This is a genomic window from Nocardiopsis sp. NPDC057823 (assembly GCF_042797335.1).
In the GTDB taxonomy this organism is placed as follows: Bacteria; Actinomycetota; Actinomycetes; order Streptosporangiales; family Streptosporangiaceae; genus Nocardiopsis; species Nocardiopsis changdeensis.
The window spans coordinates 113,336-139,748 of the sequence record NZ_JBHVLR010000010.1 but is presented as its reverse complement, the minus strand read 5'-3'; the positions used below and the strand labels follow the sequence as shown (position 1 = coordinate 139,748).

Annotated in this window: 21 protein-coding genes; 13 read left to right on the top strand and 8 right to left on the bottom strand. The window is 73.2% G+C overall.

The window, feature by feature from the left end:
• Nucleotides 1-10: 10 nt before the first annotated feature.
• Nucleotides 11-724 carry a DUF2625 family protein gene (locus ACFVNO_RS17960; protein WP_355259844.1) on the bottom strand — a complete coding sequence of 238 codons (714 nt, stop codon included), beginning with the start codon at nt 722-724 and terminating at the stop codon, nt 11-13.
• A 119-nt stretch (nt 725-843) separates the two neighbouring features.
• Here ACFVNO_RS17960 and ACFVNO_RS17955 point away from each other — a divergent pair, with 119 nt between their 5' ends.
• Nucleotides 844-3,057, top strand: a complete 2,214-nt coding sequence (locus ACFVNO_RS17955) for a hypothetical protein (RefSeq protein WP_378893846.1) — start codon at nt 844-846, stop codon at nt 3,055-3,057.
• 560 nt (nt 3,058-3,617) lie between these two features.
• Here the strand turns inward: ACFVNO_RS17955 and ACFVNO_RS17950 are convergent.
• Nucleotides 3,618-4,475, bottom strand: coding sequence for a CAP domain-containing protein (locus tag ACFVNO_RS17950; RefSeq protein ID WP_355259850.1), 858 nt, complete (start codon nt 4,473-4,475; stop codon nt 3,618-3,620).
• Nucleotides 4,476-4,803: 328 nt separating this feature from the next.
• Between ACFVNO_RS17950 and recO the strand changes: the two genes are divergently transcribed.
• From recO to ACFVNO_RS17930, 4 genes are all read left to right on the top strand, one after another.
• Nucleotides 4,804-5,535: a DNA repair protein RecO gene (gene recO, locus ACFVNO_RS17945; protein ID WP_378893843.1), complete on the top strand. Its 732-nt coding sequence runs from the start codon at nt 4,804-4,806 to the stop codon at nt 5,533-5,535.
• Entirely contained in the window at nt 5,532-6,362 is an 831-nt protein-coding gene (locus tag ACFVNO_RS17940; RefSeq protein ID WP_220562620.1) for an isoprenyl transferase, read from the top strand. Before recO ends, ACFVNO_RS17940 begins: the two co-directional genes overlap by 4 nt.
• 3 nt (nt 6,363-6,365) lie before the next feature.
• Entirely contained in the window at nt 6,366-7,160 is a 795-nt protein-coding gene (locus tag ACFVNO_RS17935) for an SGNH/GDSL hydrolase family protein (RefSeq protein ID WP_355259854.1), read from the top strand.
• Nucleotides 7,161-7,275: 115 nt separating this feature from the next.
• Nucleotides 7,276-8,094 (top strand): SGNH/GDSL hydrolase family protein, encoded by an 819-nt coding sequence (locus ACFVNO_RS17930; RefSeq protein WP_355259857.1) that lies wholly within the window; start codon nt 7,276-7,278, stop codon nt 8,092-8,094.
• Between the two features lie 45 nt (nt 8,095-8,139).
• On the opposite strand, the gene ACFVNO_RS17925 is transcribed toward ACFVNO_RS17930, so the two are convergent.
• From ACFVNO_RS17925 to ACFVNO_RS17905, 5 genes are all read right to left on the bottom strand, one after another.
• Nucleotides 8,140-8,976 carry a maleylpyruvate isomerase family mycothiol-dependent enzyme gene (locus ACFVNO_RS17925; RefSeq protein ID WP_378893837.1) on the bottom strand — a complete coding sequence of 279 codons (837 nt, stop codon included), beginning with the start codon at nt 8,974-8,976 and terminating at the stop codon, nt 8,140-8,142.
• Nucleotides 8,977-9,008: 32 nt separating this feature from the next.
• Nucleotides 9,009-9,395: a Fur family transcriptional regulator gene (locus ACFVNO_RS17920; protein WP_220562617.1), complete on the bottom strand. Its 387-nt coding sequence runs from the start codon at nt 9,393-9,395 to the stop codon at nt 9,009-9,011.
• Nucleotides 9,392-10,294, bottom strand: a complete 903-nt coding sequence (locus ACFVNO_RS17915; protein WP_355259863.1) for a metal ABC transporter permease — start codon at nt 10,292-10,294, stop codon at nt 9,392-9,394. Before ACFVNO_RS17915 ends, ACFVNO_RS17920 begins: the two co-directional genes overlap by 4 nt.
• On the bottom strand, nt 10,287-11,123 hold the full coding sequence (locus ACFVNO_RS17910; protein ID WP_355259866.1) for an ABC transporter ATP-binding protein: 837 nt from the start codon (nt 11,121-11,123) through the stop codon (nt 10,287-10,289). The genes ACFVNO_RS17915 and ACFVNO_RS17910 overlap by 8 nt, the downstream gene beginning before the upstream one ends.
• 63 nt (nt 11,124-11,186) lie before the next feature.
• A complete protein-coding gene (locus tag ACFVNO_RS17905) occupies nt 11,187-11,558 on the bottom strand; it encodes a DUF6703 family protein (protein WP_355259869.1) in 372 nt (123 codons plus the stop codon).
• Between the two features lie 311 nt (nt 11,559-11,869).
• Here ACFVNO_RS17905 and ACFVNO_RS17900 point away from each other — a divergent pair, with 311 nt between their 5' ends.
• From ACFVNO_RS17900 to ACFVNO_RS17880, 5 genes are all read left to right on the top strand, one after another.
• Nucleotides 11,870-15,577 carry a CDP-glycerol glycerophosphotransferase family protein gene (locus ACFVNO_RS17900; RefSeq protein WP_355259872.1) on the top strand — a complete coding sequence of 1,236 codons (3,708 nt, stop codon included), beginning with the start codon at nt 11,870-11,872 and terminating at the stop codon, nt 15,575-15,577.
• A 103-nt stretch (nt 15,578-15,680) separates the two neighbouring features.
• The gene (locus ACFVNO_RS17895) at nt 15,681-15,986 is read left to right on the top strand and encodes an antibiotic biosynthesis monooxygenase (protein WP_220562613.1); all 306 of its coding nucleotides are present in this window, start codon (nt 15,681-15,683) and stop codon (nt 15,984-15,986) included.
• 161 nt (nt 15,987-16,147) lie between these two features.
• Nucleotides 16,148-17,536, top strand: a complete 1,389-nt coding sequence (locus ACFVNO_RS17890; RefSeq protein ID WP_220562612.1) for a glycine--tRNA ligase — start codon at nt 16,148-16,150, stop codon at nt 17,534-17,536.
• Between the two features lie 412 nt (nt 17,537-17,948).
• Entirely contained in the window at nt 17,949-18,326 is a 378-nt protein-coding gene (locus tag ACFVNO_RS17885; RefSeq protein ID WP_220562611.1) for a PadR family transcriptional regulator, read from the top strand.
• Nucleotides 18,323-19,690 carry a permease prefix domain 1-containing protein gene (locus ACFVNO_RS17880; protein WP_355259878.1) on the top strand — a complete coding sequence of 456 codons (1,368 nt, stop codon included), beginning with the start codon at nt 18,323-18,325 and terminating at the stop codon, nt 19,688-19,690. The genes ACFVNO_RS17885 and ACFVNO_RS17880 overlap by 4 nt, the downstream gene beginning before the upstream one ends.
• Before the next feature lie 34 nt (nt 19,691-19,724).
• On the opposite strand, the gene ACFVNO_RS17875 is transcribed toward ACFVNO_RS17880, so the two are convergent.
• Nucleotides 19,725-20,462: a hemolysin III family protein gene (locus ACFVNO_RS17875; RefSeq protein ID WP_355259881.1), complete on the bottom strand. Its 738-nt coding sequence runs from the start codon at nt 20,460-20,462 to the stop codon at nt 19,725-19,727.
• 443 nt (nt 20,463-20,905) lie between these two features.
• On the opposite strand from ACFVNO_RS17875, the gene ppdK reads away from it, so the two are divergent.
• The 3 genes from ppdK to ACFVNO_RS17860 all read left to right on the top strand — a co-directional run bounded on the left by ppdK (nt 20,906) and on the right by ACFVNO_RS17860 (nt 26,401).
• Entirely contained in the window at nt 20,906-23,602 is a 2,697-nt protein-coding gene (gene ppdK, locus ACFVNO_RS17870) for a pyruvate, phosphate dikinase (protein ID WP_355259884.1), read from the top strand.
• 282 nt (nt 23,603-23,884) lie between these two features.
• Nucleotides 23,885-25,093 (top strand): YdcF family protein, encoded by a 1,209-nt coding sequence (locus tag ACFVNO_RS17865; protein WP_355259887.1) that lies wholly within the window; start codon nt 23,885-23,887, stop codon nt 25,091-25,093.
• A 51-nt stretch (nt 25,094-25,144) separates the two neighbouring features.
• Nucleotides 25,145-26,401 carry a deoxyguanosinetriphosphate triphosphohydrolase gene (locus tag ACFVNO_RS17860; protein ID WP_355259890.1) on the top strand — a complete coding sequence of 419 codons (1,257 nt, stop codon included), beginning with the start codon at nt 25,145-25,147 and terminating at the stop codon, nt 26,399-26,401.
• Nucleotides 26,402-26,413 lie beyond the last annotated feature (12 nt).

Below are 26,413 nucleotides of genomic sequence, written 5' to 3'. Positions count from 1 at the left end.
CCCTCGCCCGTCACAGCGTCCCGAACGGCCCCGGGTCGGGCTCGCCCGCGAGCGCGGCGAACTCCCGGTTGAGCCCCGTCAGCTCGGCCAGCGGCACCGGCCGCCGCCGCACCGCCGCCGGATCCGCCGCGGCCTCCTCCGTCCACAGGAACGGCACCGAGGACAGCCCCCGGTCCGGGGCCAGCCCCGCGACCGCCTCGCGCCACCCCGGCCAGCGCAGGTCGGCGTAGAAGTTCTCCAGGTTGTGCTCCTGGAGCATCCACAGCAGCCACGACGAGTAGGCGGCCTCCAACGGCTCCCACCGCAGGGAGTCGGGGGCGAAGTACACCATCTCCCCGGGCCGCCCCGGGTACCGGTCGTCCTCGCAGGCCGGGCCGTTGAGCGCGAACACCCCGCCCAGCACGTCGTGCCCCACGACCAGGTGCGGCGGGGGGCCGTGCACCACCGCCGCGCTCAGGTCGTTGACCTCGCCGAGCCCGGGCAGCCCGGGGCCGCCGCCCCCGTACACGCGCAGCCAGCCGTCGTCCACGAGCAGGCCGCCGCTCTCCAGCGCCATCGCGCCCAGGAACGACCGCGCCGTCACCTGCAGCCGGTGCAGGCAGGTCCGGCCCCGCTCGGGGTCGCCGGGCAGCATCCGCACCGGCACCCTGGCGTCCGCCAGGTGTGCGGCCACCACCGGCCATCCGGGCCGGTCCACCTCGACCAGCTCACTGAGCTCGCGCACCCGTGCCCTCCCACCTGTTCGCTGCGGTGCCGCTCACCCTATTACCGCGTCCGGACACCTCGATCGGGGGCGGGAAAACCCCTGGCGGCGGGGGTTCGCGCGATGGGAGCATTCCGGGCATGGTGCACACCGAGATCATCCAGCGGACCCTGCGGGTCCCCCTTCCCGCGGCCGAGCCCGGAGACGGCACCGCCGCGGTGCGGCGGCTGGACGCCGCGCTGCTGTCCCTCGGGTTCGCGCTCACCGCAGACCTGCGCGCCCACCTGGAGGGGCTGGCCCCCGACGCGGTGCTGCGCACCGCCGTCCCCCTGCTCGCCGCCGTCCGCGGCCTCGTCGGCGCCGACGCCGAGCACAACGTGTACTTCGCGGACTTCCCCCGGAACGTCCCCGACACCGTGGAGTTCTGGCTGGAGTGCCTGGTCGCCGCGGTCACCGACCCGGCCCACCGCGACGCGGTGGTCCTGGGCCCCGACGGCCTCGACCTGCTCTCCCTGCCCTCCTACGGGCGCCTGCGGCACACCTACGCCGAGCTGGCGGCCGTCCGCGACGCCTTCGTCGCCGGCGCGAAGGACCGGTGGACCCTGCTGCACCGCGGCGGCACCCCCGAGGAGGAGGCCCGCCTGCTCTACACGGACCTGGCCGGGTCGACGGTGCCGCTCTCCGACGCCGACCGCGACCTGCTGGGCCGCCTGGCCGCGCAGTGCCCTGACCACGAGCCCTCCGCGATCCCCGTCCGGGAGAACCGGGCCGTGGTCAACGCCGCCCGGGTCCTGGCCGGCCACCCCCCGGTGCTCGACACCGTCACCGACGTGCTGCGCCTGGCCCAGGCCCTGTCCGACGGCGACCCCACCCTGGTGGCGCCCGCGCGCTTGCGCTCCTTCACCCGCCGCGAGCGCCGGCTGCTGCTGACGGCGCTGGACGGCATCGTCGCCGCCGACCCCGGCAAGCTGGCCGACGTGGGCCGCCGGGTGCAGGGCTGGAAGCGCCTGGGGGAGGGGCTGCACCCGCACGAGTACCCGGCGCTGGGCCACGCCCGCGACGTGTTCGCGGTGGCCCGGGGCGACAAGCGCGTGCGCACCCTCGCCGCCCGGGTGGAGGCCGCGTTCGGGTCCGGGGACGTGGCGGCCGCCGTCCACCTCCTGGCAGGGGCGCCCGGAACCCTCGTCCGGTCCCTGGACCGGATCATGGTCGCGGGCGGACCCGCGGTCACCGACCTGCTGGTGGAGCGCCTGAACGCGGTCGGCCACCGGGTGTCGGGCCGCGTGCTGGCCTCGGCCCGCGAGCAGCTCGCCAACCGGAGCCTGCCCGGCTCGGTGCGGCTGTTCGCCAACGAGACCGCCCGCGGGTGGACGGTCCCCGACACCCGGCCGCCGCTGCCCGAGGCCGACACGGCCGCGGTGACCGCCGCCCTGGACGCGCTGATCGCCGACCGCCTGCCCGACGTGGACCTGCTCCTCGTCGATCCGGCGGTGCGGGACGTGGCGGTACCGCGTTCGGGCCGCGGCGCCGGCAAGGGGACGGGCGTGCTGCCGCGGGGCAGCGTGACCGCGGTGGAGGGGGAGCGCCTGCGCTTCTTCGTGCACTGGGTCGAGGGCCCGGACACCACGACCGACCTGGACCTGTCGGTGATGCTGCTCGGCGAGGACTTCGGCCCCCTCGGCCAGGTCTCCTGGACCAACCTCAAGGACACCGGGGCCGTGCACTCCGGCGACCTGGTCGAGGCCCCGGCTCCCGGCGGCGCGACCGAGATGATCGACCTGGAGCTCGCCGCGCTGGACCCGGGGGTGCGGTACGTGGTGCCGCAGGTGCTGGTGTACAGCGGCGACCGGTTCACCTTCCTGCCCGAGGCGTTCTTCGGCTACATGTCGCTGGACACCGCGCAGGAGGGGATGCCGTTCGAGCCGCGGACCGTCCGGGTCCGCTCCGACCTGGAGGGGGAGTCGCGGGTGCTGGTGCCGCTGGCCTTCGCCAAGGGGGAGGACGGCACCTGGTCGGCCCGCTGGATGCACCTGTTCCTGGCGGCGGACGAGCAGTTCAACCGGGTCGAGGAGACCGGGGTCCCGGGCAACCTGCTGGCCCGCGGCGTGCTCTCGCGCCGGTACCTGACCGTCGGCGACCTCGTCGGCATGATGGCCGAACGCGGTGTCCGGGTGCGCGAGGCGGGCCCGCTCACCGAGGAGGAGGCGGAGGGGCTGGCGACGGGGGGACTGCGGGTCGGCTACCTGGGGACGGAGCTCCCGGAGGGGCTGCCGGACGGCGTGCGGGCGATCACCCTGCCGACGCTGGCCTCGCTGCTCCCCGACACCGGCCCCGAGCCCGGTCCCGTGTCCTGAAAACCCGGTGGCGCCGGGCCGCCCCGCTCGCTAACGTGGTGGGCGGAGCGGCCCCGAACCGGCTTCCTTCTCCTTTTTTCTCTCTTTAAGAAAACCGCAGCCGGTTCACTCTCCGCTCTCCCGGTCGGGCCCATGGCGGGCCCGGCCAGGGCGGCACCGCGAAAAGGTCCGTCGCCGAAGGCGTCCGTTGAGGGCGGTGGTGGGCGACGGGCAGATGGGTCCGTCGCCGAAGGCGTCCGTTGAGGGCGGTGGTGGGCGACGGGCGGGCTTCCTTCTCATTCTCGGACACAGCCCTCGCACCCTCCGCCCCCACACCGGGTGAGGCTCCGGCCCGCAGGGCCCACGGGCGGGCTTCCTTCTCTTATCCCTCTCTGGAAAGACACAGCCCGGCCACTCTCCTCACCCGGTGCTTCCCGGCACCGGGAGCGCTTCCTTCTCGACCCTCTTCGAGGGCTCCGCTGCTAACGGTTCAGCGCTCCCACTCTCCGGGCCCCGAAAGGGGACGGGGCGGTCCGCGCGGAGAAACGCGGACCGCCCCGTACAGGAGCGGTGGGCCGGATTCACTCCCAGCCGAACAGCTGGGTCCAGGCGTTGCCGGACTCGCCCACGCCGATGGCGACCAGGCCGCAGTTCAGGATGTTGTCGCGGTGGCCCTGGCTGTTCATCCAGGCGTCCATCACCTGGGCGGCGCTGGTCTGCCCCTTGGCGACGTTCTCGGCGCCCCAGGCGTCGTACCCGTGGCGGCGGGCCCGGTCGCCGGGACCCTCGCCCTCGGGGCTCTGGTGGCTCATGTAGTCGCGCCGGTCCATGTCCTCGCTGTGCTCCTGGGCCGCGGCGGTGAGCCGCGAGTCCACGCGCAGCGCGTCGCACCCGGCGTCGGCCCGCTCGGCGTTGACCAGGCGCACGACCTCGTCGGTGACCGCGGAGGAGGGCCCCGCGCCACCGCCGCCGCCCCCACCGGAACCGCCCGAGCCCCCGGACCCGCCGCCTCCGCCGGAGCCGCCCGCCCCGCCGGCGTTCTCACCGCGGTTCCCGTCGGCGTCCGCGTCCTCGGCCCCGGTGTCCTCGGGGGAGGACGAGGCGGTGACGTCGGCGCTCTGCGGCTCGCTGTCCCCCGACGGGGTGCGCTCCTGGGCGGGCGCGTCGGGGGACACGAAGAAGTCCGGGTCCTCGGACGCGTCCGGGACCGTCGGCGCCTCGGTGCCGACCGACGAGGCCGCGCCGCCCTCGGGCAGGGCCGACCCGTCCGCGGTGGTCCGGAACGGGTTCAGCTCCTCGCCGAACCCTGTGACCAGGAGCGTTCCGGCCAGGGTCAGCCCCACCGGTACCGCCGCCAGGGTGACGCCCAGGGGGACCGGCCTTCTGCGCTGGGAGCGCCGGGGGCCTGCCCGCCGTTTTCCTCGACGACCGCGCGCCATAATCGCTCTCCTCCGGTGTGTGCGGGATACGGGCGGGTTCGCCGCCCGAAGCCGGGTTCGTACCCTGGGGCGGCTCTGGGTTCGCCCATCGCCACGTGAGATCTCGGTGGTCCGGCCGCGAGGGGGCCGCGCCTCCGCGTGGCGGCGCCGGGGGCGCCGCGGGGGAAGGGCGGCCGACCCGGCGGGTCACGTCTAGCGCGTGAGAGTAGACCAAATATCTTGAAAAGGGAATCCAAAACGTGATCAACCTGGTCAAGGCAGTGCGCGTCCGGCATATGTGCTCCGGCCCGGCGCGAGGACGGTCACCGGCATCCGCGACAATGGGGGAGTGAGCCTCTACCGTGACGAGGGCGTCGTCCTGCGCAACCAGAAGCTGGGCGAGGCCGACCGCATCATCACCCTGCTGACCAGGCGCCACGGTCTGGTGCGGGCGGTGGGCAAGGGCGTGCGGCGCACCCGGTCGCGGTTCGGCGCCCGGCTGGAGCCCTGCACCCACGTCGACCTGCAGCTGCACACCGGACGGACCCTGGACGTCGTCACCCAGGCCGAGACCGTCCGCGCCTACGGTGAGGCGATCGTCGCCGACTACTCCCGGTACACCGCCGCCACCGCGATGCTGGAGACGGCGGAGAAGGTCGTCGCCGTCGAGAAGGACCCGGCCCTGCGCCAGTTCCTCCTGCTCCTGGGCGCACTGCGTACCCTGGGCGAGGGCACGCACGACGCCCGGCTGGTCCTGGACGCCTACCTGCTGCGCTCCCTGGCCGTGGCCGGGTACGCCCCGGCCCTGTCCGAGTGCGCCCGCTGCGGCGACCGCGGCGAGCACCGGTTCTTCGCGATCCACGCGGGCGGAACGGTGTGCTCGGTGTGCCGCCCCCACGGCAGCGTGCACCCCTCGGCCGAGACCGTCCGCCTCATGTCGTCCCTGCTGGGCGGCGACTGGGCGGCGGCGGACGCCAGCGACCCACGGCACCGCACCGAGTGCAGCGGCCTGGTCGCGGCGTACCTACAGTGGCACCTGGAAAACGGAATCCGATCACTGCGCCATGTGGAGCGTTCTTGAGTCTGTTCAGCTTCGACACCGGTAACCGGCGGGGGTACACCGCACCCGTCCCGCACGAGAGCGGGGCGCGTCCTCCCGGCCTGCCCGCCGACCTGGTGCCCCGGCACGTGGCCGTGGTCATGGACGGCAACGGCCGCTGGGCCAAGCAGCGGGGCCTGCCGCGCACCGAGGGCCACAAGGCCGGTGAGGCGTCCCTCTTCGACGTCATCGAGGGCGCCCTGGAGCTGGGCATCCCCAACCTGTCGGCGTACGCCTTCTCGACGGAGAACTGGAAGCGATCCCCGGAGGAGGTCCGCTTCCTCATGGGCTTCAACCGCGACGTCATCCGCCGCCGCCGCGACGAGCTGCACGCCCGCGGGGTGCGCGTCACCTGGGCCGGCCGCCCGGGCATGCTCTGGAAGAGCGTCATCAAGGAGCTGCGCGACGCCGAGGAGCTGACCCGCGACAACACCGCGCTCACCCTCCAGTTCTGCGTCAACTACGGCGGCCAGGCCGAGATCGTCGACGCCGTGCGCGCGCTGGCCCGCAAGGCCGCGGCCGGGGAGATCTCCCCGGACAAGATCACCGAGGACACCCTCTCCCGGCACCTGTACTCGCCGGAGGTCCCGCCGGTGGACCTGTTCGTCCGCTCCTCGGGCGAGCAGCGGCTGTCCAACTTCCTGCTGTGGCAGTCCGCCTACGCCGAGTTCGTCTTCCTGGACACGCTCTGGCCCGACTTCGACCGCCGCGACCTGTGGCGGGCCTGTGAGATCTACGCGCGCCGGGACCGCCGCTACGGCGGCGCCGAACCGAACCCGGTGGCCGTACCCGAAGAAGAGGGGGAATGAGGGATGGCGGGGCAGGACGCGCCTTTGCTGCGCCCGGGGATGTCGCTGGTCTCGATCGGTGACAGCTTCACCGAGGGGGTCGGCGACCCCTACCCGGACGGCTCGGGCTTCCGCGGCTGGGCGGACCGGACGGCCGAGCACCTGGCCGACCACCTGGGGGAGGTCCGGTACGCCAACCTCGCCGTGCGCGGCAAGCTGATGCGCCAGATCGTCACCGACCAGCTGCCCCCGGTCCTGGAGATGGCCCCCGACCTGGTCACCCTGTGCGCGGGCGGCAACGACCTGCTGCGCCCGGCGGGCGACCCGGAGCGGATGGCCAGGATCCTGGACAACACCGTGGCCCGGTTGCGCGCCAACGGCTCGCAGGTGGTGCTGTTCACCGGCGTGAACATCGCCACCGGCTACATGCGCGGCACCATCGGCCTGTTCGCCCGCTACTACATGAACGTGCGCGCGATCGCCGACCGCCACGGCTGCCTCCTGGTCGACCAGTGGTCCATGGGCGTGCTGACCGACTCCCGCGCCTGGGACGCCGACCGGCTGCACATGTCCCCGGAGGGGCACCGCCGCCTGGCGCTGCGGGTGGCCGAGGTGCTGGGCGTCCCGGTCGCCGAGCGCTGGGACGAGCCCTGGCCCGAGGCGGAGCCGGTGGGCCGCGCGGAGGCGCTCAGGGAGGACCTGACCTGGGTCAGGGAGTCGCTGGGCCCGTGGATCGGCCGCCGCCTGACCGGCCGCTCCTCCGGCGACACCGTCACCGCCAAGCGCCCGGAGCTGACGCTCGTCACCAAGGAGCGCTGACCGGGTCCCGAAGCCGCTCATGGGGGATCCGCGGGTGTGACGTCACGCTCAAAACCCGAAAAACCGGAAACCTACTGTCGCGTAACCATGGCGCGTGGTTGCATCATCGTCTACCATGAGCGGCTTTGGGACGAACGACCTCACCAAGAAGGACATCCTGTCCTACGTCGCCCTCGGGGACAGCTTCACCGAGGGCATGAGCGACCCCTACCCGGACAGCGACAGCGTGCCCAACGGGCGGTACCGCGGCTGGGCGGACCGGGTGGCCGAGCACCTCGCCGACCACGTCGGCGAGGTCCGCTACGCCAACCTCGCGGTCCGCGGCCGGCTGATCCGGCAGATCGTCGACGAGCAGCTGCCCCGCGCCGTCGAACTCTCCCCCGACCTCATCACCCTCTGCGCCGGCGGCAACGACATCATCCGCCCCGGCTCGGACCCCGACGCGGTGGCCGTGGTCTTCGCCGAGGCCGTCGCCGAGCTCTCCCGCACCGGCGCGCGCATCGTGGTCTTCACCGGCTTCGACACCAACTGGCAGCCGGTCATGCGCCACATGCGCGGCAAGATCGCCACCTACAACATGCACATGCGCGCCATCGCCGACCGCTACGGCTGCGACGTGGTCGACGTGTGGAGCATGCGGATCCTCGACGACCCCCGGGCCTGGAACTGGGACCGCCTCCACCTCTCCTCGGAGGGCCACCGCCGCCTGGCCCTGCGCGTGTGCGAGGTCCTGGGCGTGCCCGTCGAGGGCGACTGGAAGGAGCCCTGGCCGCCCGCCGAGCCCCGCGACTGGCGGGCCGCCCGCCAGGAGGACCTGCACTGGGCGCGCGAGTTCCTGATGCCGTGGATCCACCGCCGCCTGACCGGCCGCTCCTCCGGGGACAACGTCACCGCCAAGCGCCCGGGCCTGGAGCCGCTGCGCCGGGAGCACTGACCGGGGAGGGACCCGGGAGGGGACCCCGCACCGGCCCGCCGGCCCTCAGCGCAGGATCGACACGATCCGGCAGCAGGCGGCCGCCAGTTCCCGGTCCCCGGTGAGGACGCCCCGCGCGGCGGCCTCACCGGGGTCGATCATCCTCGTGCACATCCGCCAGGCCGTGTCGGCGTCCAGCCGCACGGTCGCGGCGGCCGGCGCCCGCGGCGACGGGTCGTGCGCCCAGCCCCCGCCGGTGCGCACCACCGTCCACGTCCCGCCCGCGGGGCCCTCCACCACGACCCGGGCCCTGGTGCCGGGTTCGGCCCCGAACCCGCGCAGAGTGTGGGGCAGGGCGCGCAGGAAGGTGTCCAGCACCGGCCCGGCCGCCTCCGGCGCCAGGTCGGCGGCCAGTCCCGCGGCCAGCCGGATCTGCTGGCGGTGGGTCCAGTACTCGGTGAAATCGCGGGCGCAGTCGAACCAGGTCGGCGCCGGGACCACTCCGGCCCAGTCCACGCCCAGCGAGGGGGCGTGCGGGTCGGCGTCGCGCCACAGGTCGGCGACCCACCGGCCGGTCAGCTCCAGGGTGTCCACCAGGGCGGCGGGGCTGATCCGGCGGGTCCCGTCGACCCACCGGGCGTTCTCCCGGTGGATGAACTCCGCGACCGTCTCCCCCGGGGCCGGGGCCATGCCCTCCCGGTACCCGTCCCGGCGCCCGGCCAGCCGTCCGTAGTCGTCGCCCAGCAGGTGGGCGGCCAGATCCCGCACGCTCCAGGCGGGCACGGCCTCGGCCCTCCACTGACCGGGCTCCAGGGAGCGCAGCAGGGACAGCAGGGCGGCCCGCTCCGCGGGGAACAGGGAGCGGACGTCGATCTCCGGCCCCAGCAGGGGGTGGTCGTCCATGGGGTCGCCTCTCGGACGGGCGCGGGGCGCCCTCAGCTCCGGCGGGAGCAGGACGCGCAGGTCCCGAAGATCTCCACGCTGTGCGTGACGCCGGTGAACCCGTGCGCCTCGCCCATCTCGGCGGCCCAGCGCTCCACGGCCGGCCCCTCCACCTCCACGGCGGTCGAGCACACCCGGCACACCAGGTGGTGATGGTGGCTCTCGCTGCCGCAGGCGCGGTAGACGGCCTCGCCGTCGTCGGTGCGCAGCACGTCGATCTCGCCGGAGTCGCTCAGCGCCTGGAGCGCCCGGTAGACGGTGGTCAGGCCGATCTTGGAACCCTCGGCGCGCAGGTCCGCGTACAGGTCCTGGGCGCTGCGGAAACCGCTGGACGCGTTCAACGCCCGACGGACCGCCTCACGTCGTGTCGTCGTACTCAACGGCTCACCCTCCCCGGATCGCTCTCGGGCATCGTACCGGCCTCCGCGGTGACGGCGGGTGGCCGGGTGCTCGCGGCCCTGTGCCCCGAGGCCCGGCGCAGGACCCCGCCCACGCCCACCGCCACGACGAAGGCGGCCAGGGCCAGCAGCACGATCGTGGCGCCGGGGGCCAGGTCGGCGTAGAACGCGGTGCTCAGCCCGCCCAGCGAGGACAGCAGGCCGATCACCACGGCCAGCGACATCGTCACCCGGAAACTGCGGGTGAGCTGCTGGGCGGCGACCACCGGGACGATCATCAGGGCGCTCACCATGAGCAGGCCCACCACGCGCATCGCGATCACCACCGTCAACGCGGCGGTGACGGCCAGCAGCACGCTCAGGAAGCGCACCGGGAGCCCGTGGGCCCGGGCCACCTCCTCGTCCTGGCACAGCACGAACAGCTCGCGGCCGAAGACCGCGACCACGGCGGCCACGCCCAGCGCCAGCACCGCGACGACCCACAGGTCCTCCTCGCTCACGGTGCTCACCGAGCCGAACAGGAACCCGGTCAGGGTGGCGTTGCTCGCCCCCGGGGTGAGCCCGATGAGGAGCACGCCGCCCGCGATGCCGCCGTAGAACAGCAGCGCCAGGGCCACGTCCCCGCTGGTGCGGGTGCGCGTCCGCACCACCTCGATGAGGACCGCGCCGATCATCGACACGATGGCGGCGGTGAGCAGCGGCGAGGTGCCGGTGAGCAGGCCCAGGGCCACGCCGGTCAGGGCGACGTGCCCGATGCCGTCGCCCAGCAGCGCCAGCCGCCGCTGCACCAGGTAGGTGCCGATGACCGGGGTGATCAGGCCGACCAGCACCGCGGCGATCAGCGCGCGCCGCATGAACTCGTACTGGAGGAGGTCAATCACGGCCGGGCACCTCGAGTCGCATCAGGTCCGCGGGGGAGGACGGCTCGGCCGCCCGCGGGTCGGGGTCGTTGGGGTCGGGGTGGGGGTGCTGGTGCTCGTGGCCGGGACGGGCGCACTCGCCGGTCGGCGCGGGCGGGGCGCCGTCGTGCACGATCCGGCCCGACTCCAGTACCACGGAGCGTCCGATGACGTCCTCCAGCGGCCCCAGCTCGTGCAGGACCAGGACGACCGTGGAGCCCTGGTCGCGCAGGCGGGTGATGGTGCGGGCGAGCGCGCGCTGGTTCTCGTGGTCCACCCCGGCCATCGGCTCGTCCATGACGAAGGTGTCGGGGCGCCCGGCCAGGGCGCGGGCGATGAGCACGCGCTGCTGCTGGCCCCCCGACAGCTCGCGCACCGAGGCGCGGGCCAGGTCGGTCAGGCCGACGGCGGCCAGGGCCTCGTCGACCGCGGCCCGGTCGGCGCGCGTGGGCAGCGACAGCCGGCGGCGCGCGGCGACCTGCCCGGAGGCGACGATCTCGCGCACCGTGGCGGGCACGGCGCCGCCCGCGGTGAGCCGCTGGGGCACGTACCCGATCCGGCGCCAGTCCCGGAACCGGGACAGCGGTGCGCCGTGGACGCGGATCTCGCCGGAGGAGAGCGGCACGATGCCGAGCATCGCGCGCATGAGGGTGGACTTGCCCGACCCGTTGGGGCCCAGGACGGCCACGGTCTCGCCCGCCCGTATCGCCGTGCTCACCCCGTCCAGGACGGGGACCCCGTCGTAGGAGACGCGGGCGTCGATGGCCTGGAAGGCGGGCGGGACCGACTCGTCCCTGATCTGGGCGTACACGAACCCCATTATCACGAAAACGAAAATGATTGTCAAAATACCCGGACTCAGGGCGATAACACTTCAGAACCCCAGGAACCGGGCCACCGCCAGCACCGCGATCACCACCACGATCAGCACCCGCGGGGCCCGCTGCCGGGAGTCCAGGGAGGGCCAGGTCAGGTACGCGAGCCAGGCCAGGAACAGCGCCACCGGCAGCAGGCACAGCCCGCCCGCCAGCCCCGGGGCCAGCAGCCCCGCCACGAACAGCGCCCCCAGCAGCACCGGCGACAGCCACCGCGGCGCCCGGTGCAGCCACACCAGGGGCACCGCGCTGCGCCGCTCCACCGCCCGGCGCACCGGCCCCGCGCCCGGGGTGTACAGGGAGTCCCCGGAGGGCAGGGGGGCGCCCCCGTCGTCCGTTCGCTTGTCGTCGCCGTGTTCGGGAGGTGCCATGGGGGTCCGTTCGGTCTCGGGAGGCATCGGGCCGGGTCGTCACACGACCGATACCCGTCCGGAGCGCCCGATTCCCACTCCTGTGATACTTGTACCGAAACCCTAGTGCAGGGCTCCGGCCCGCCGCCGACGTCGAACCCGACCGGCCCCGCGCGGCCTCTCCATCCCCCGGAGAGGACACCTCCGTCGAGGGACCTCTCACTCAGGGTGAAAAGAGAACCACGAAAAGCTCCCAGCACCGTTACCGTCCACGCGCGAGCCGCATCTGCCGGGTCCCGCATGCGCGAACCCTTCGGAGGGTGTCAACTTCCGTGCCCGAACCGACAGTCATCGTGACGTTCGACGTCACCGAGCCCCATCTCCAGCACTGCCTCGACTCCCTGGGCCGCCAGACCGGCCTCCCGGGAGGGGGAGAGCCCGCGTCCGGTGCGGACGCGGGGATCGAGGTCGTCCTCGTCCCCGTCCGCCCGGCGACCGCCGCGCCCCGCACCGGAGCGCCCGACGCCTCCGCGCCCGGCACGGCCGTGTCCGACGCCGCCGCGGACGAGGAGGACGACGAGAACGAACAGGACGGCACCGCCCCCGGCAACGGGGCCCCCGGCGAGGAGGGCGAGCAGGGGGACGAGGCCGTCGACCGGGCCCAGGACGCCCTGGCCGTCGCCGCGGCGTTCGCCGCCGCGCCCCCCGCCGGGGTCACCGCCGTCCTGTCGGCAGACGACCCCGCGCCGGACGCCCCCGCGGCCCGCGCCCGCGGGGCCGCGGCCGCCCGCGGCGGGCACCTGCTCTTCCTGGAGGGCTCCGACGCCCTCACCGGCTACGCCCTCTCCTACCTGCTGGGCAGCGCCCGGGACAGCGGATCCGACCTGGTCGTCGGCAACGTGTACATGTTCGACGAGCTGGGCGCCGCGCCCTCCAAGCGCCACCGCCGCCACTACGCCCGCCCGCGCCTGGCCGAGGACCCCCGGAACATCCCCGGACTGGCCTCCGACGGCGTCCTGGGCAACAAGCTGTGGCGGCGCGACTTCTGGAACTCCCTCACCGACCACGGCCTGCACCCCGACGACGCCGACCTCGGCCTGCGCCGCGCCGCCCTGTCCGCCCGCACGGTGGACGTCCTGCCCGGGCCCGCCCTGCTCAGGCGCCGCAGCGAGCGGGAGGCGCTCCCCCTGGACGAGGAGACCCTCACCCGCAGACTGGGCGCCATGACCCGGCTCGCCGAGGGACTGGCCACCCACGACCGCGACCTGTGGGACCGCACGCTCCTGCACGGCGAGCTGCACCGCCTGCTGATGCGGCTCGACGACGCCGACGAGGAGACCCGCGCCACCGCCGTCGCGCTGGTCAACACCTACCTCGACCACGTGCCCGCCCGCCTGCTCGACGGCCTCGGCGTCCTGGACCGCCTGCTGTACCACCTGGTCCGCAAGCACCGGGTCGAGGACGTGCTGGAGGTCGCCACCTTCGCCAAGAGCGTCGAGATCAAGAAGGCCACGCTGGTCCGGCGCGGGTTCGGCTACTACATCCGCTACCCCTTCTTCGAGTCCGAGGACCCGGCCAAGGCCGTCCCCCGCGAGATCTACCGCGTCGACGACGACATCAAGGTCCGCCAGAAGACCGAGGAGATCGCCTGGGAGGACGGGCGGCTGCACATCCGCGGCCGGCTGGGCATCCGCCACCTGCGCGCCCACCGCCGCTGGCACCAGCACGTCACCGCCTACGCGGTGCGCTCCGACGACCGCCGCCGGGTCCGCCTGCCGGTCCGCATCCGCCGCGCCGCCGAGTACCGGCTGCCCGACGTGCTCGACGCCGCCCGGCACGACTACGGCGGCTTCACCGTCATCGTCGACCCGCGCCGACTGCGCGACTCCGGCCGCTGGGACGCCTCCGACTGGAAGATCGAACTGGTCGTCCTCAACCGGGGCATCACCCGGCGCCGGACCGTCTCCAACCCGGTGCCCGGCCCCGCCAGGCGGCCCGCCTACCAGCGGGTCGACGAGGAGGTGTGGGTCCGCCCGCACTGGAGCCGCGACCAGCAGCTGGTCATCAGTGTGGAGCCCTGCCTGGCCAGGATCACCGGGCACCGGTTCGACGAGCGCGCCGGGGTGCTGGAGCTGCGCGGCGAACCCGTCGCCGCACCCGCGGCCGAGGCCGTCGAGCTGAGACTGACCCGGCGGCCCGGCACCGCCACGGTCAGCGTGCCGCTGGAGTCCGAGGGCGGCCGGTTCGAAGCCAGGATCGCCGCCGGCGACCTGTACGACCGGGCCGTCGACGAGTGCGGCGGCGTCATCCGCCAGGAGACCTGGGACGCCCACCTGGTCACCCGCGAGAAGCAGGTGGTGTCCCTGGTCGTGCCGGAGGAGGTCGCGCCGGCCGCCTACGCCGACGGCGACGGCCGCCGCGAACTGTCCGTGCTGCGCTCGGCCGTCGGCCACCTGCGGCTGCGCGCGGGCCACGCCCGGCCCTCGGTGGAGGAGGCCCGCTGGGAGGGGCGGACCCTGGTGCTGTCCGGGGTCTTCCGGGCCGCCGCCGAGCTGAGCCTGGTCGCCAAGGCGCGCGGGCGCGACGAGGAGCACGCGCTGGAGGTGGAGCGCTCCGGGGAACGGTTCACCGCCCGGTTCTCCCCGGCCGACGTCCCCACGCTGTCCGGGACCCTGTCGCTGCCCGCGGGCGGTTACCAGCTGTGGGGACGGGTGGACACGCCGGAGTCGGGGGAGCGCCACGCGGACGTGGGCGTGGAGTTCGCCGAGGACCTGCTCGCCTCGCTGCCGCTGGAGATGCAGACCGCGGAGCGCGGCTACACCCTCTCCTACCAGGGCCGGGGCATCCCGGTCCTCCAGGTCGGCGGCGACCTGCGCCCCGCCGAGCAGGGCACCTTCGCCCAGCGCGAGCTGCGCGAGACCTTCTACCCGGCGCAGCGGCTGGAACCGGTCGTGGACGGCGTCCTCTTCGACACCTACACCGGCCGCCAGTACTCCGACAGCCCGCAGAGCGTCTACGCCGAGCTGCGCCGCCGCGAGCGCTGGGCCGACTACCCCATGTCGTGGCTGGTCGCCGACGGGCAGGTGAACCTGCCCGAGGACCTCACCCGGGTCCGCCACCGCGGCCGCGAGTACTACGAGGGGCTGGCGCGCAGCCGGTACCTGGTCACCAACTCCCGGCAGCCGGCGTGGTTCCACCGCCACCCGGACCAGACGGTCGTGCAGACCTGGCACGGGTCGATGCTCAAGCGCATCGGCTTCGACGTGGAGAACATCCGCGGCAAGTCCCGGGACTACTTCGACAAGCTGGCCTGGGAGACGCGGCAGTGGGACTACCTGGTGTCCCCGAGCCCGTGGGCGACGCCCATCCTGCGCAGCGCCTTCCGGTTCGAGGGCGAGATCCTGGAGACCGGGTACCCGCGCAACGACGTCTTCTTCTCGCCCGAACGGGACGCGATCGCGGAGCGCACCCGCGCCCGGCTCGGGCTGCCCGAGGACAAGAAGGTGGTGCTGTACGCGCCGACCTGGCGCGACGACAAGTACTACACCCGCGGCAAGCACAAGCTGGACCTGCACCTGGACCTCCAGCGGCTGTACGACGAGCTGGGCAAGGACCACGTGCTGCTGGTGCGCCGCCACCCGCGCGTGGTGGACAGCGTGCCGATCGTCGGGCGCGACTTCGTCCACGACGTGTCGCTGTACCCCGAGATCATGGAGCTGTTCCTGGTGACGGACGTGCTCATCACCGACTACTCGTCGATGATGTTCGACTTCGCCAACACGGGGCGCCCGATGCTCTTCTTCACCTATGACCTGGAGGGGTACCGGGACAACCTGCGCGGGTTCTACTTCGACTTCGAGGAGACCGCGCCGGGGCCGCTGCTGATGGAATCCGACCAGGTCATCGAGGCCCTGCGCGGGATCGACGACGTGGCGCGCGACAGCGCCCGGGCCTACCGGGCGTTCGTGGAGCGGTTCTGCCCGCTCGACGACGGCGGCGCGGCCCGCCGCGTGGTCGACCGGGTCTTCGGCGCCGACTGACGCCGGCCGGGGCGGCGGGCACCGGCCCGCCGCCCCGGGCCGCCCTCCGCTCCCGGGCCCGCCCCCGTACGGGGACGGGCCCGCGGTGCGCCAGAATGGGGGCGTGATCGTCATCACCCGCTACTCCGTGTCCGAGGCCGATGTCGAGGCCTTCCGCGCCGACGCCGCCCGGGCGGTCGAAGTGCTCTCCCGCCGCCCCGGGTACCGGGGGCACCGGCTGGGACGGGCCGCCGACGAGCCCACGCTGTGGACGGTGGTCACGGAGTGGGACGGGGCGGGTTTCTACCGGCGGGCGCTCTCGGACTTCGACGTCAAGGTCCACGCCGTGCCGCTGCTGTCGCGGGCTCTGGACGAGCCGACCGCCTTCGAGATCATGGACGCGGAAAGCCCGACTCCTCCCGCTTCCTGACCGAACAATCCGTGCGCGCGGGCCCGGCCGGTGCTCTAGCCTGGGTGGACGGGCACTCACCGTGGCCACTCCCGGTACCGGTGGGCGACCCCTTTCCCAGTACACACCGATGTATCGCGCACTGCGATCCACCGACCGCCAGCCGGATGGAGAGTCACCCCATGGCCGCAAAGTCAGAGGCAATGGACGCACTGGTCAACCTCGCCAAGCGACGGGGTCTGGTGTACCCCTCCAGCGAGATCTACGGTGGCCTGCGCGCCGCCTGGGACTACGGCCCGCTGGGTGTGGAGCTGAAGAACAACGTCAAGCGCCAGTGGTGGCGCACGATGGTCCAGGAGCGCGACGACATCGTCGGCCTGGACTCCAGCGTCATCCTCGCCCGCGAGGTCTGGGAGGCCTCCGGCCACGTGCGCGAGTTCGTCGACCCGCTCACCGAGTGCCAGTCCTGCCACAAGCGCTTCCGCGCCGACCACCTCATCGAGGCCTACGAGGAGAAGCACGGCCACGAGCCGGAGGGCGGCCTGTCCGCGCTGTCCTGCCCCAACTGCGGCGCCAAGAACTCCTTCACCGAGCCGCGCATGTTCAACGGCCTGCTGCGCACCTACCTGGGCCCGGTCCAGGACGAGAAGGGCCTGGCCTACCTGCGCCCGGAGACCGCCCAGGGCATCTTCATCAACTACAAGAACGTCGAGCAGAGCGCCCGCCGCAAGGTCCCCTTCGGCATCGGCCAGATCGGCAAGTCGTTCCGCAACGAGATCACCCCCGGCAACTTCATCTTCCGCACCCGCGAGTTCGAGCAGATGGAGATGGAGTTCTTCTGCAAGCCGGGCTCGGACGAGGAATGGCACCAGTACTGGATCGACACCCGCCTGCAGTGGTACGTCGACCTGGGCATCGCCAAGGACAACCTGCGCCTGTACGAGCACCCGCAGGAGAAGCTGTCCCACTACTCCAAGCGCACCGTGGACATCGAGTACCGGTTCAACTTCATCGGCAGCGAGTGGGGTGAGCTGGAGGGCATCGCCAACCGCACCGACTACGACCTCAAGACGCACTCCGAGGCCTCCGGTGTGGACCTGTCGTACTTCGACCAGGAGAACAACGAGCGCTACACCCCGTTCGTCATCGAGCCCGCGGCCGGTGTCGACCGCGCGGTCCTGACGTTCATGCTCGACGCCTACAACGTCGACGAGGCGCCCAACGCCAAGGGCAAGCTGGAGAAGCGCGCCGTCATGCGCCTGGACCCGCGCCTGGCCCCGGTCAAGGCCGCGGTGCTGCCGCTGTCGCGCAACGCCGACCTGTCGCCCAAGGCCCGCGACCTGGCCGCGCGGCTGCGCCGCCGCTGGAACGTGGAGTTCGACGACGCCGGCGCGATCGGCCGCCGCTACCGCCGCCAGGACGAGATCGGCACGCCGTTCTGCGTCACGGTCGACTTCGACACCCTGGAGGACGAGGCGGTGACCGTGCGCGAGCGCGACACCATGTCCCAGGAGCGGGTGTCGCTGGACCGGGTGGAGACCTACCTGTTCGAGCGCCTGCCCGGCTGCTGACCGGCGCCCCGCCGGACCACGGCCCCGTCGCCCGCCACCGCCCGCCGAGGGCGGGGGCGGGCGACCGCCGTTCCCGGCGGTGCCGCGCCGGAACGGCCGGCGCCCCGCGTGCACGCCACAACGCCGCCCGCGCCCCGAGGGGGCACGGGCGGCGCCGTCGTTGTGGGCGAGACGGCCGGACCCGGGGGGATGGTCTCCGGCCGCCTCTGTGGGCCCCGGCCGCACACGGCCGAGGGGACCCTGTGCCCAACCTAGCGGTCGGGCCCGGGAGACAAAGGGTTGTTTGTCGTGGTTTGCCCTACCGCGTAAGCGAATCGTGACGACGGACCGGTGCGCACCGGATACCTAGTTCTTCTATGCCTAGGTCTGCTAGGGTTACCATCCCTAGCAGAACTAGGTATGAGGAAGGCGCATGCACATCGACAAGGACCTCGTCGCGGCCTCGGCCACGCCGCTCGTCCTGGGCATCCTGGCCGAGGGCGAGTCCTACGGCTACGCGATCGTCAAACGCGTCAACGAGCTCTCCGGCGGGCGCATGCAGTGGACGGACGGGATGCTCTACCCCCTGCTCCACCGGCTGGAGCGCAACGGCCACGTCCGGGCGTCCTGGGGCACGTCCGAGGCGGGGCGCCGCCGCAAGCACTACGCCATCACGGAGGAGGGGCTGGCGGCGCTGGCCGAGCGGCGCGCGCAGTGGAGCGTCGTCGCGGACACGCTCAAGCAGGTCTGGGAGGCCGCCGCACACCACCCGCTCCCGGGCGGCGCGGCACCGGCGGGAGGGATCGCATGACGGGCGGCGTGGAGGAGCAGATCGACCAGTGGCGCGGTTTCGTCCGCCGCCGCAAGGCCATCTCCGCCGCGGACGTGGAGGAGATGGAGGACCACCTGCGCGAGCGGATCGCCGACCTGGAGGCGAACGGCCTGGACGCCGAGGAGGCCTTCCTCGTGGCGGTCAAGCGCATGGGCAACCTGGACGAGGTGTCGCGGGAGTTCGCGCGGGAGCACTCCGAACGCCTCTGGAAGCAGCTCGTCCTGGTCCCCGAGGCCGACGACGGCGCGGGCGGGCTGGCGCGCTGGCGCGAGCTCGCGGTGATGATCGCGTTCGCGCTCGGCGCCGGGCTGGCGGTCAAGCTGCTGGCCACCCTGGTCGACGACGAGTTCGTCCTGGTCCGCAACCTGGCCTTCGTGGTCCTGCCGTTCCTGGCCGGGTGGTTCGCGTGGAAGCGGCGCGTCCCCTGGCGCGTGTGCGCGGTGACGGCGGCCGTCGCGGCGGTGCCGCTGCTGGCGGTCGACCTGTACCCCTTCGAGACCACGGGCGGGCCGTACCCCGCGCCCGGGATGACCGGTGTGCTCGCGTTCACGCACGCCCCGGTCCTGCTGTGGCTGCTCGCGGGCGTCCTGCACACCGGCGGGGAGTGGCGCTCCCACGACCGGCGGATGGACTTCGTGCGGTTCACCGGCGAGCTGGCGATGTACCTGGCGCTGATCATGCTGGGGTCCATGGTCCTGCTCGGGCTGACCGCCGGCGTGCTCTCCCTGGCCGGCGTGGACCTCGAACCGTTCATGGAGGACTGGCTGCTGCCGTTCGGCGGGCCCGGCGCGCTGCTGGTGGCCGCCTGGCTGGTGGAGGCCAAGAAGGGCGTGGTGGAGAACATCGCGCCGGTCCTGACCCGGGTCTTCACCCCGCTGGCGCTCGTGATGCTGCTGGCCGACCTGGTGGTGCTGCTGGTGAACGGGCCGCTGACCACGGTGGACCGCGAGCTGCTCATCCTGATGGACGCGATCCTGGTGCTGGTCCTGTTCCTGCTGCTGTACTCGGTCTCGGCCCGCGACCCGCTGGCCCCGCCCGGGGTCTTCGACTGGCTCCAGCTGGCGCTGGTCGGGGCGGCGCTCGCCGTCAACGCGGTGGCGCTGACGGCGATGCTGACCCGGATCGCCGAGTTCGGGTTCACCGCCAACAAGACCGCGGCCCTGGGGCTCAACCTGGTGCTGCTGGTCCACCTGGTGTGGTCGGCGTGGCTGCTCGCGGGCTTCGTCCGCGGCCGCCGGCCGTTCGCGGCGGTGGAGCGGTGGCAGACGGCCTACCTGCCGGTCTACGCGGCGTGGGCCGCGGTGGTCGTGCTGGTGTTCCCGCCGGTGTTCGGCTTCGCCTGACCGGGGCGGCCGGGCCTTCGGGCCCGGTCGCCGCTCAGCCGGCGGTGTAGACCACGAACGAGACCGCGATGTAGTGGCAGACGAACGCGGCGATGGTCAGCGAGTGGAAGATCTCGTGGAAGCCGAACCACCGGGGCGCCGGGTCGGGCCACTTCATGCCGTAGACCACCGCGCCGACGCTGTAGAGCACCCCGCCGACCAGAATGAGGATCCACGTCGCCGGGTGGGTCCCCGCGACCAGCTCGGGGATGAACAGCACCGCCACCCAGCCGATGGCCAGGTACAGCGCGGTGGACAGCCAGCGCGGGGAGTTCAGCCACAGCAGTTTGAACCCGACCCCCGCGATCGCCCCGCCCCAGACCAGGGCGAGCATCGCCGTGCGCAGGGCCCCCTCCAGCACCAGCACGATGAACGGCGTGTAGGTGCCCGCGATGATGAGGTAGATGTTCGAGTGGTCCATGCGGCGCAGGACCTTCTGCGCCCGCGGCGACCAGCGCCCCACGTGGTAGATCGCGGAGGTGCCGAAGAGCAGGACCGAGCTGAGCGCGTAGACCGCGCTGGCCGCGATGGCGGGCGCGGTGGGGGAGAGGGCCACCAGGACGATGCCCGCGGCCAGGGCCAGCGGGGCGGTGCCCAGGTGCAGCCAGCCGCGCAGGCGGGGTTTGACCGCCTCCACGAACCCCTCGGCCGCGGCGGCGGCCCGTTCGGGGAGGCTGCCCTCCTGCTGCCGCGACCGCGCGTATCCGGTTCCCCGCGCCTTGTCCCTGGACACGTTCCACTCCCCGTAATCCCCGGGCCCGGCACGGTGTCGGGCCCTGTTCGAAGCCTAACTTACGGAACCGTAGGTTACTTGAAGGTAGGGGTGTGTCGAGCGGCACAGTGCCGCCTCCGCGGGGGTCGCGGGCGCGGAGTGGTCGATTCGGGCCGGCCGCCGCTGTTCCGATCCCCCCGGACCCGCTAGGGTGCGTTCCGGGCGCCGTGACCAGCGGCGTCCCCGACCCTTGCCCTCTCCCGTGTGTCTTTCGAGGTCAAGGGGTACGTGCACCCTTCCTGGACCATTGGTCTAGACCTTTTTAAAGCCCATGAGCTGGGAAAATGCAATAAAAAGGTGGTTCATGAAGGGGTGGCCGTGCAGGGAGTGGATAGAGTCGCGCCCATCCGGGCACCAGGGTCGACCCCGCAGGGGTGTCGCCGAGCGAACGAGGGAGAACCCCCGTGGCCAAGTACGTCTACAAGTTCACCGAGGGCAACAAGGACCTCAAGGACCTCCTCGGCGGCAAGGGCGCCAACCTCGCCGAGATGACCAACCTCGGCCTTCCCGTCCCTCCGGGCTTCACCATCACCACCGAGGCCTGCCGCCACTACCTCTCCAACGGCGGCTTCCCCGCGGGCCTGGAGGCCGAGGTGGAGGAGAACCTCCAGGAGCTGGAGAAGGCCATGGGCCGCCGCCTCGGCCAGGCCGACGACCCGCTCCTGGTCAGCGTGCGGTCGGGCGCCAGATTCTCCATGCCCGGCATGATGGAGACCGTCCTCAACATCGGCCTCAACGACGAGTCCGTCGCCGGCCTGGCCCGCCAGGGCGGCGACGAGCGCTTCGCCTGGGACTCCTACCGCCGCCTCGTCCAGATGTTCGGCAAGACCGTCCAGGGCATCGACGGCGAGCTGTTCGAGGACGCCATCGACGAGGCCAAGGCCGCCAAGGGCGTCACCGACGACCTCGACCTGGATGCCGCCGACTTCCGCGCCCTCGTGGACCGCTTCAAGGCCATCGTCCACGAGCAGACCGGCAGCCCCTTCCCCACCGACCCCCGCGAGCAGATGATCCTCGCCGTCCGGGCGGTCTTCGACTCCTGGAACGCCCCCCGCGCCGTCCTCTACCGCCGCCAGGAGCGCATCCCCGCCGACCTGGGCACCGCGGTCAACGTCTGCTCCATGGTCTTCGGCAACCTCGGCATGGACTCCGGCACCGGCGTGGCCTTCACCCGCGACCCCGCCTCCGGCCAGCAGGGCGTCTACGGCGACTACCTCCAGAACGCCCAGGGCGAGGACGTCGTCGCCGGCATCCGCAACACCGTGCCCCTCGCCGACCTGGAGGGCATCGACCCCCGCAGCTACGAGCAGCTCCTGGGGATCATGGAGACCCTGGAGAACCACTACCGCGACCTGTGCGACATCGAGTTCACGATCGAGCGCGGGAGGCTGTGGATGCTCCAGACCCGCGTGGGCAAGCGCACCGCCGCCGCCGCGTTCCGCATCGCCGACCAGCTCGTGGACCAGGGCATGATCACCCTGGACGAGGCCGTCCAGCGGGTCACCGGCGACCAGCTCGCCCAGCTGATGTTCCCCCGCTTCGACGAGGCCGCCGTCGCCGCGGGCGGCGCCCACCTGCTGGGCCGCGGCATGAACGCCTCCCCGGGCGCGGCCGTCGGCAAGGCCGTGTTCGACTCCTACACCGCGGTCAAGTGGTCCCGCAGCGGCGAGAAGGTCATCCTGTGCCGGCGCGAGACCAACCCCGACGACCTCGAGGGCATGATCGCCGCCGAGGGCATCCTCACCAGCCGGGGCGGCAAGACCTCGCACGCCGCCGTGGTCGCCCGCGGCATGGGCAAGACCTGCGTCTGCGGCGCCGAGGAACTCGACATCGACACCAAGAACCGGCGGCTGACCGCGCCGGGCGGCGAGGTGATCGAGGAGGGCGACGTCATCTCCATCGACGGCACCAGCGGCAAGGTGTTCCTGGGGGAGGTGCCCGTCGTGGACTCCCCGGTGGTCCGCTACTTCGAGGGCGAGATCGACCCCGCCTCCGACGAGGCCGACGACCTGGTGCGCGCCGTGGACCGGCTCATGCACTACGTGGACGCCGCCCGCCGCATGCGGGTGCGCGCCAACGCCGACACCGCCGAGGACGCCGCCCGCGCCCGGCGCATGGGCGCCCAGGGCATCGGCCTGTGCCGCACCGAGCACATGTTCCTGGGCGACCGCCGCCAGCTGGTGGAGCGGCTCATCCTGGCCGACACCGAGGACGAGCAGACCGAGGCCCTGGCGGCCCTGCTGCCGCTCCAGCGCGCCGACTTCAACGGCATCCTGGAGGCCATGGACGGCCTGCCCGTCACCGTGCGCCTGCTCGACCCGCCGCTGCACGAGTTCCTGCCCGACATCACCGAGCTGTCGGTGCGCGTGGCCGTGGCCGAGGCCCGCGGCGAGAGCCACGAGAACGACCTGCGGGTGCTCCAGGCCGTGCACAGGCTGCACGAGCAGAACCCGATGCTGGGCCTGCGCGGCGTGCGCCTGGGCCTGGTCGTCCCCGGCCTGTTCACCATGCAGGTGCGGGCCATCGCCCAGGCCGCCGTCGACCGCGTCCGCGCGGGCGGGCGCCCCCGGCCGGAGATCATGATCCCGCTGGTGGGCACGGTCCAGGAGCTGGAGATCATCCGCGACGACGCGCTGCGGGTGCTGCGCGAGGTCGGCGAGGAGAACGGCCTGGAGCTGGACTTCCCGGTCGGCACCATGATCGAGCTGCCCCGCGCCGCCCTGACCGCCGGGCAGATCGCCGAGCACGCCGAGTTCTTCTCCTTCGGCACCAACGACCTCACCCAGACGGTGTGGGGTTTCTCGCGCGACGACGTGGAGGCGTCGTTCTTCTCCGCCTACCTGGAGAAGGGCGTGTTCGGCGTTTCGCCCTTCGAGTCCCTGGACGTGGACGGGGTGGGCCGCCTGGTCCGCATCGCTGTAGAGGAGGGGCGGGCCGCCCGCCCCGGCATCAAGCTGGGCGTGTGCGGCGAGCACGGCGGCGACCCCGCGTCGGTGCACTTCTTCCACAGGGTCGGCCTGGACTACGTGTCCTGCTCGCCGTTCCGCGTCCCGGTCGCGCGCCTGGAGGCCGGGCGCGCCGCCGGACACCAGGCGGGCTGACCTCCCGTGTCGCCGCCGCCCGCGGGGGCGGGCGGCGGCACCCCCGGCACGCCGCCGGGCTCCGTGCCCCTAAACTCGTGTCCCCGGGGCGGATACAGCCACGAAGAGCTTCCGTGACCCTTTCGTGATACATTCTTGATCGCCGGTGTGATCTCCTCACCCTTCCCTCCACGCCCCCGTCCGGGCTGCCCGGGACCCCTCCGCCGAGAACCGGCGGTGCCCGCGAGCCGTCCCAGAAGGGTGATCGACCCCGGCCAGAAGAACGAGTGCGGAGGTACGCCGGTGCGAACGGCGAACGACGGACGCGGTGACGAGACGTGGGAGGAACCCGCCCCGTCCTCCGCCGCGCCCGATGACGATGCGACCCGGGTCATGTCCCGGGCCGACCTGCCCGCCTCCGTGACGGGACCCTCCGCCCCGGCGGCCGGACCGGCCGCCCCCCTGGACGAGCCCGTCGCCGTGTCCGGCCCCAACAACCCGGACGTGCCGGGCGACGCCGACGCCACCGCCGTGTTCTCCCGCGGGACCGGCCCCGACCCCTTCGCCGCCCGCGGGTCCGCCCCCGCGGCGGACGTCTCGGACACCCGGGAGTTCTCCCGGGCCCCGCAGTCCTCCACCACCCGCGAGTTCACCCGCGGCGTCCCGGCCGCGGACGACGCGCCTGACCCCGCGGACCCCGCCGGGGCCGACGCGCCCGACGGACCCCGGGGCTTCACCCGGCGCTTCGTCCGCGACCGGCCCGGGGGCCGCGGCGCCCTCCGCCCGGACACCCCGCCGCCCGCCCGCGACGCCGGGCCGCCCGAACCGCCCGCCACGGCACGGCCCCCGCGCCGGGGGCGCCGCCCGGGCACCGCCCCGCGCCCCCGGAGGAGGCGCCGCCTGCGCCTGCGCTGGATCGTCACCGCGCTCCTGCTCACCGCCCTGGCCCTGCCCCCCGCCACCTGGGGCTGGGTCTGGTACACCGCCCGCCAGGACGACCGCGCCGCCACCGACGCCATCGTCGTCCTCGGCGCCAGCCAGTACAACGGCGTCCCCTCACCCGTCTTCGAGGCCCGCCTGCGCCACGCCCAGGTCCTCTACCTCGAGGGCGTGGCCCCCATGATCGTCACCGTCGGCGGCAAACAGCCCGGCGACAACTACACCGAGGCCGCCGCGGGCCGCAACTGGCTCGTCGAGGTCGGCATCCCCGCCGACCGGATCATCGCCGTGGAGGAGGGCAGCGACACCCTCCAGAGCGTCCGGGCCGTCTCCGCCGTCTTCGCAGACAACGGCTGGGACGAGGCCACCCTGGTCTCCGACCCCTGGCACAGCCTGCGCTCCAAGGTGATGGCCTCCGACCACGGCATCGAGTCGGGGACCTCGCCCTCGCGCTCGGGACCCGCCGTCATCGAACGGCGCACCCAGCTCTGGTACATCACCAGGGAGACCGCCTCCCTCTGGTACTACTGGATCTTCAACGACAGCAGCGACATCCGCGTCAATGCGGCCTGAGCAGGGTCGATGACGCGTTCCGTCCCTGTCGGGAAGTAGGCTCGCAGACCTATGCACACCACCTCGGGCGCCGAGGGCGCCGTCGCCGGCTACACCGGCCGCGACATCCAGAGACGTACCCCGGAGAACCGCAAGAACCGGGCCCGGGGCCCCTTCGAGCGCGACCGGGCACGGGTCCTGCACAGCTCCGCGCTGCGCCGCCTGGCCGCCAAGACCCAGGTGGTCCGGCCCGGGGTGAGCGACTTCCCGCGCACCCGCCTCACCCACTCCCTGGAGTGCGCCCAGATCGGCCGCGAACTCGGCAACTCCCTGGGCTGCGACCCCGACCTCGTCGAGGCCGCCTGCCTCTCCCACGACCTGGGCCACCCGCCCTTCGGCCACAACGGGGAGCGCGCCCTGGACGAGGCCGCCGCCGACTGCGGCGGGTTCGAGGGCAACGCCCAGAGCCTGCGCCTGCTCGTGCGCCTGGAGGGCAAGGTCATCGACCCCGACGGCACCAGCGCCGGGCTCAACCTCACCCGCGCCACCCTCGACGCCACCGTCAAGTACCCCTGGCACCGCGGCGAGGGCGGCGACACCCACAAGTTCAACTGCTACCCCGACGACGCCGACGCCTTCGCCTGGCTGCGCGAGGGAGCCCCCGCCGGGCGCACCTGCTTCGAGGCCCAGGTGATGGACTGGTCCGACGACGTCGCCTACTCCGTCCACGACGTCGAGGACGCCCTGCACGCCGGACTGGTCTCCATGGCCGCCCTGCGCAGCCCCGCCGAACGGGCCGAGGTCGTCCGCATCGCCGCCGACCGCTACTGCGACACCGCCGACCCCGCCGAACTCGACGAGGTCTACGCCGACCTGCTCGCCGCCCCCGTCTGGCCCACCGAGTTCACCGGCGACCTCGCCTCCCTGGCCGGGCTCAAGAACCTCACCAGCGAACTCATCGGCCGGTTCTGCCGGGCCGCCGAGCAGGCCACCCGCGAGGCGCACGGCCCCGGCCGCCTCACCCGCTACGGCGCCACCCTCATCGTGCCCCGCCGGGCCCTCCTGGAATGCGCCCTGCTCAAGGCCGTGGCCGCCCACTTCGTCATGGCCCGCGAGGAGGCCCTGGCCTACCAGGCCCGCGAACGCCTGCTCATCACCGAGCTCGTCGACGCCCTGTGGAAGAACGCGCCCCAGGCCCTGGACCCGCAGTTCCGCGACGCCTTCACCAACGCCCCCGACGACGCCGCCGCCCTGCGCGCCGTCATCGACCAGGTCGCCTCGCTCACCGACACCTCCGCCATCGCCCTGCACGAACGCCTGACCTCCTGACCGGGCCCCCGG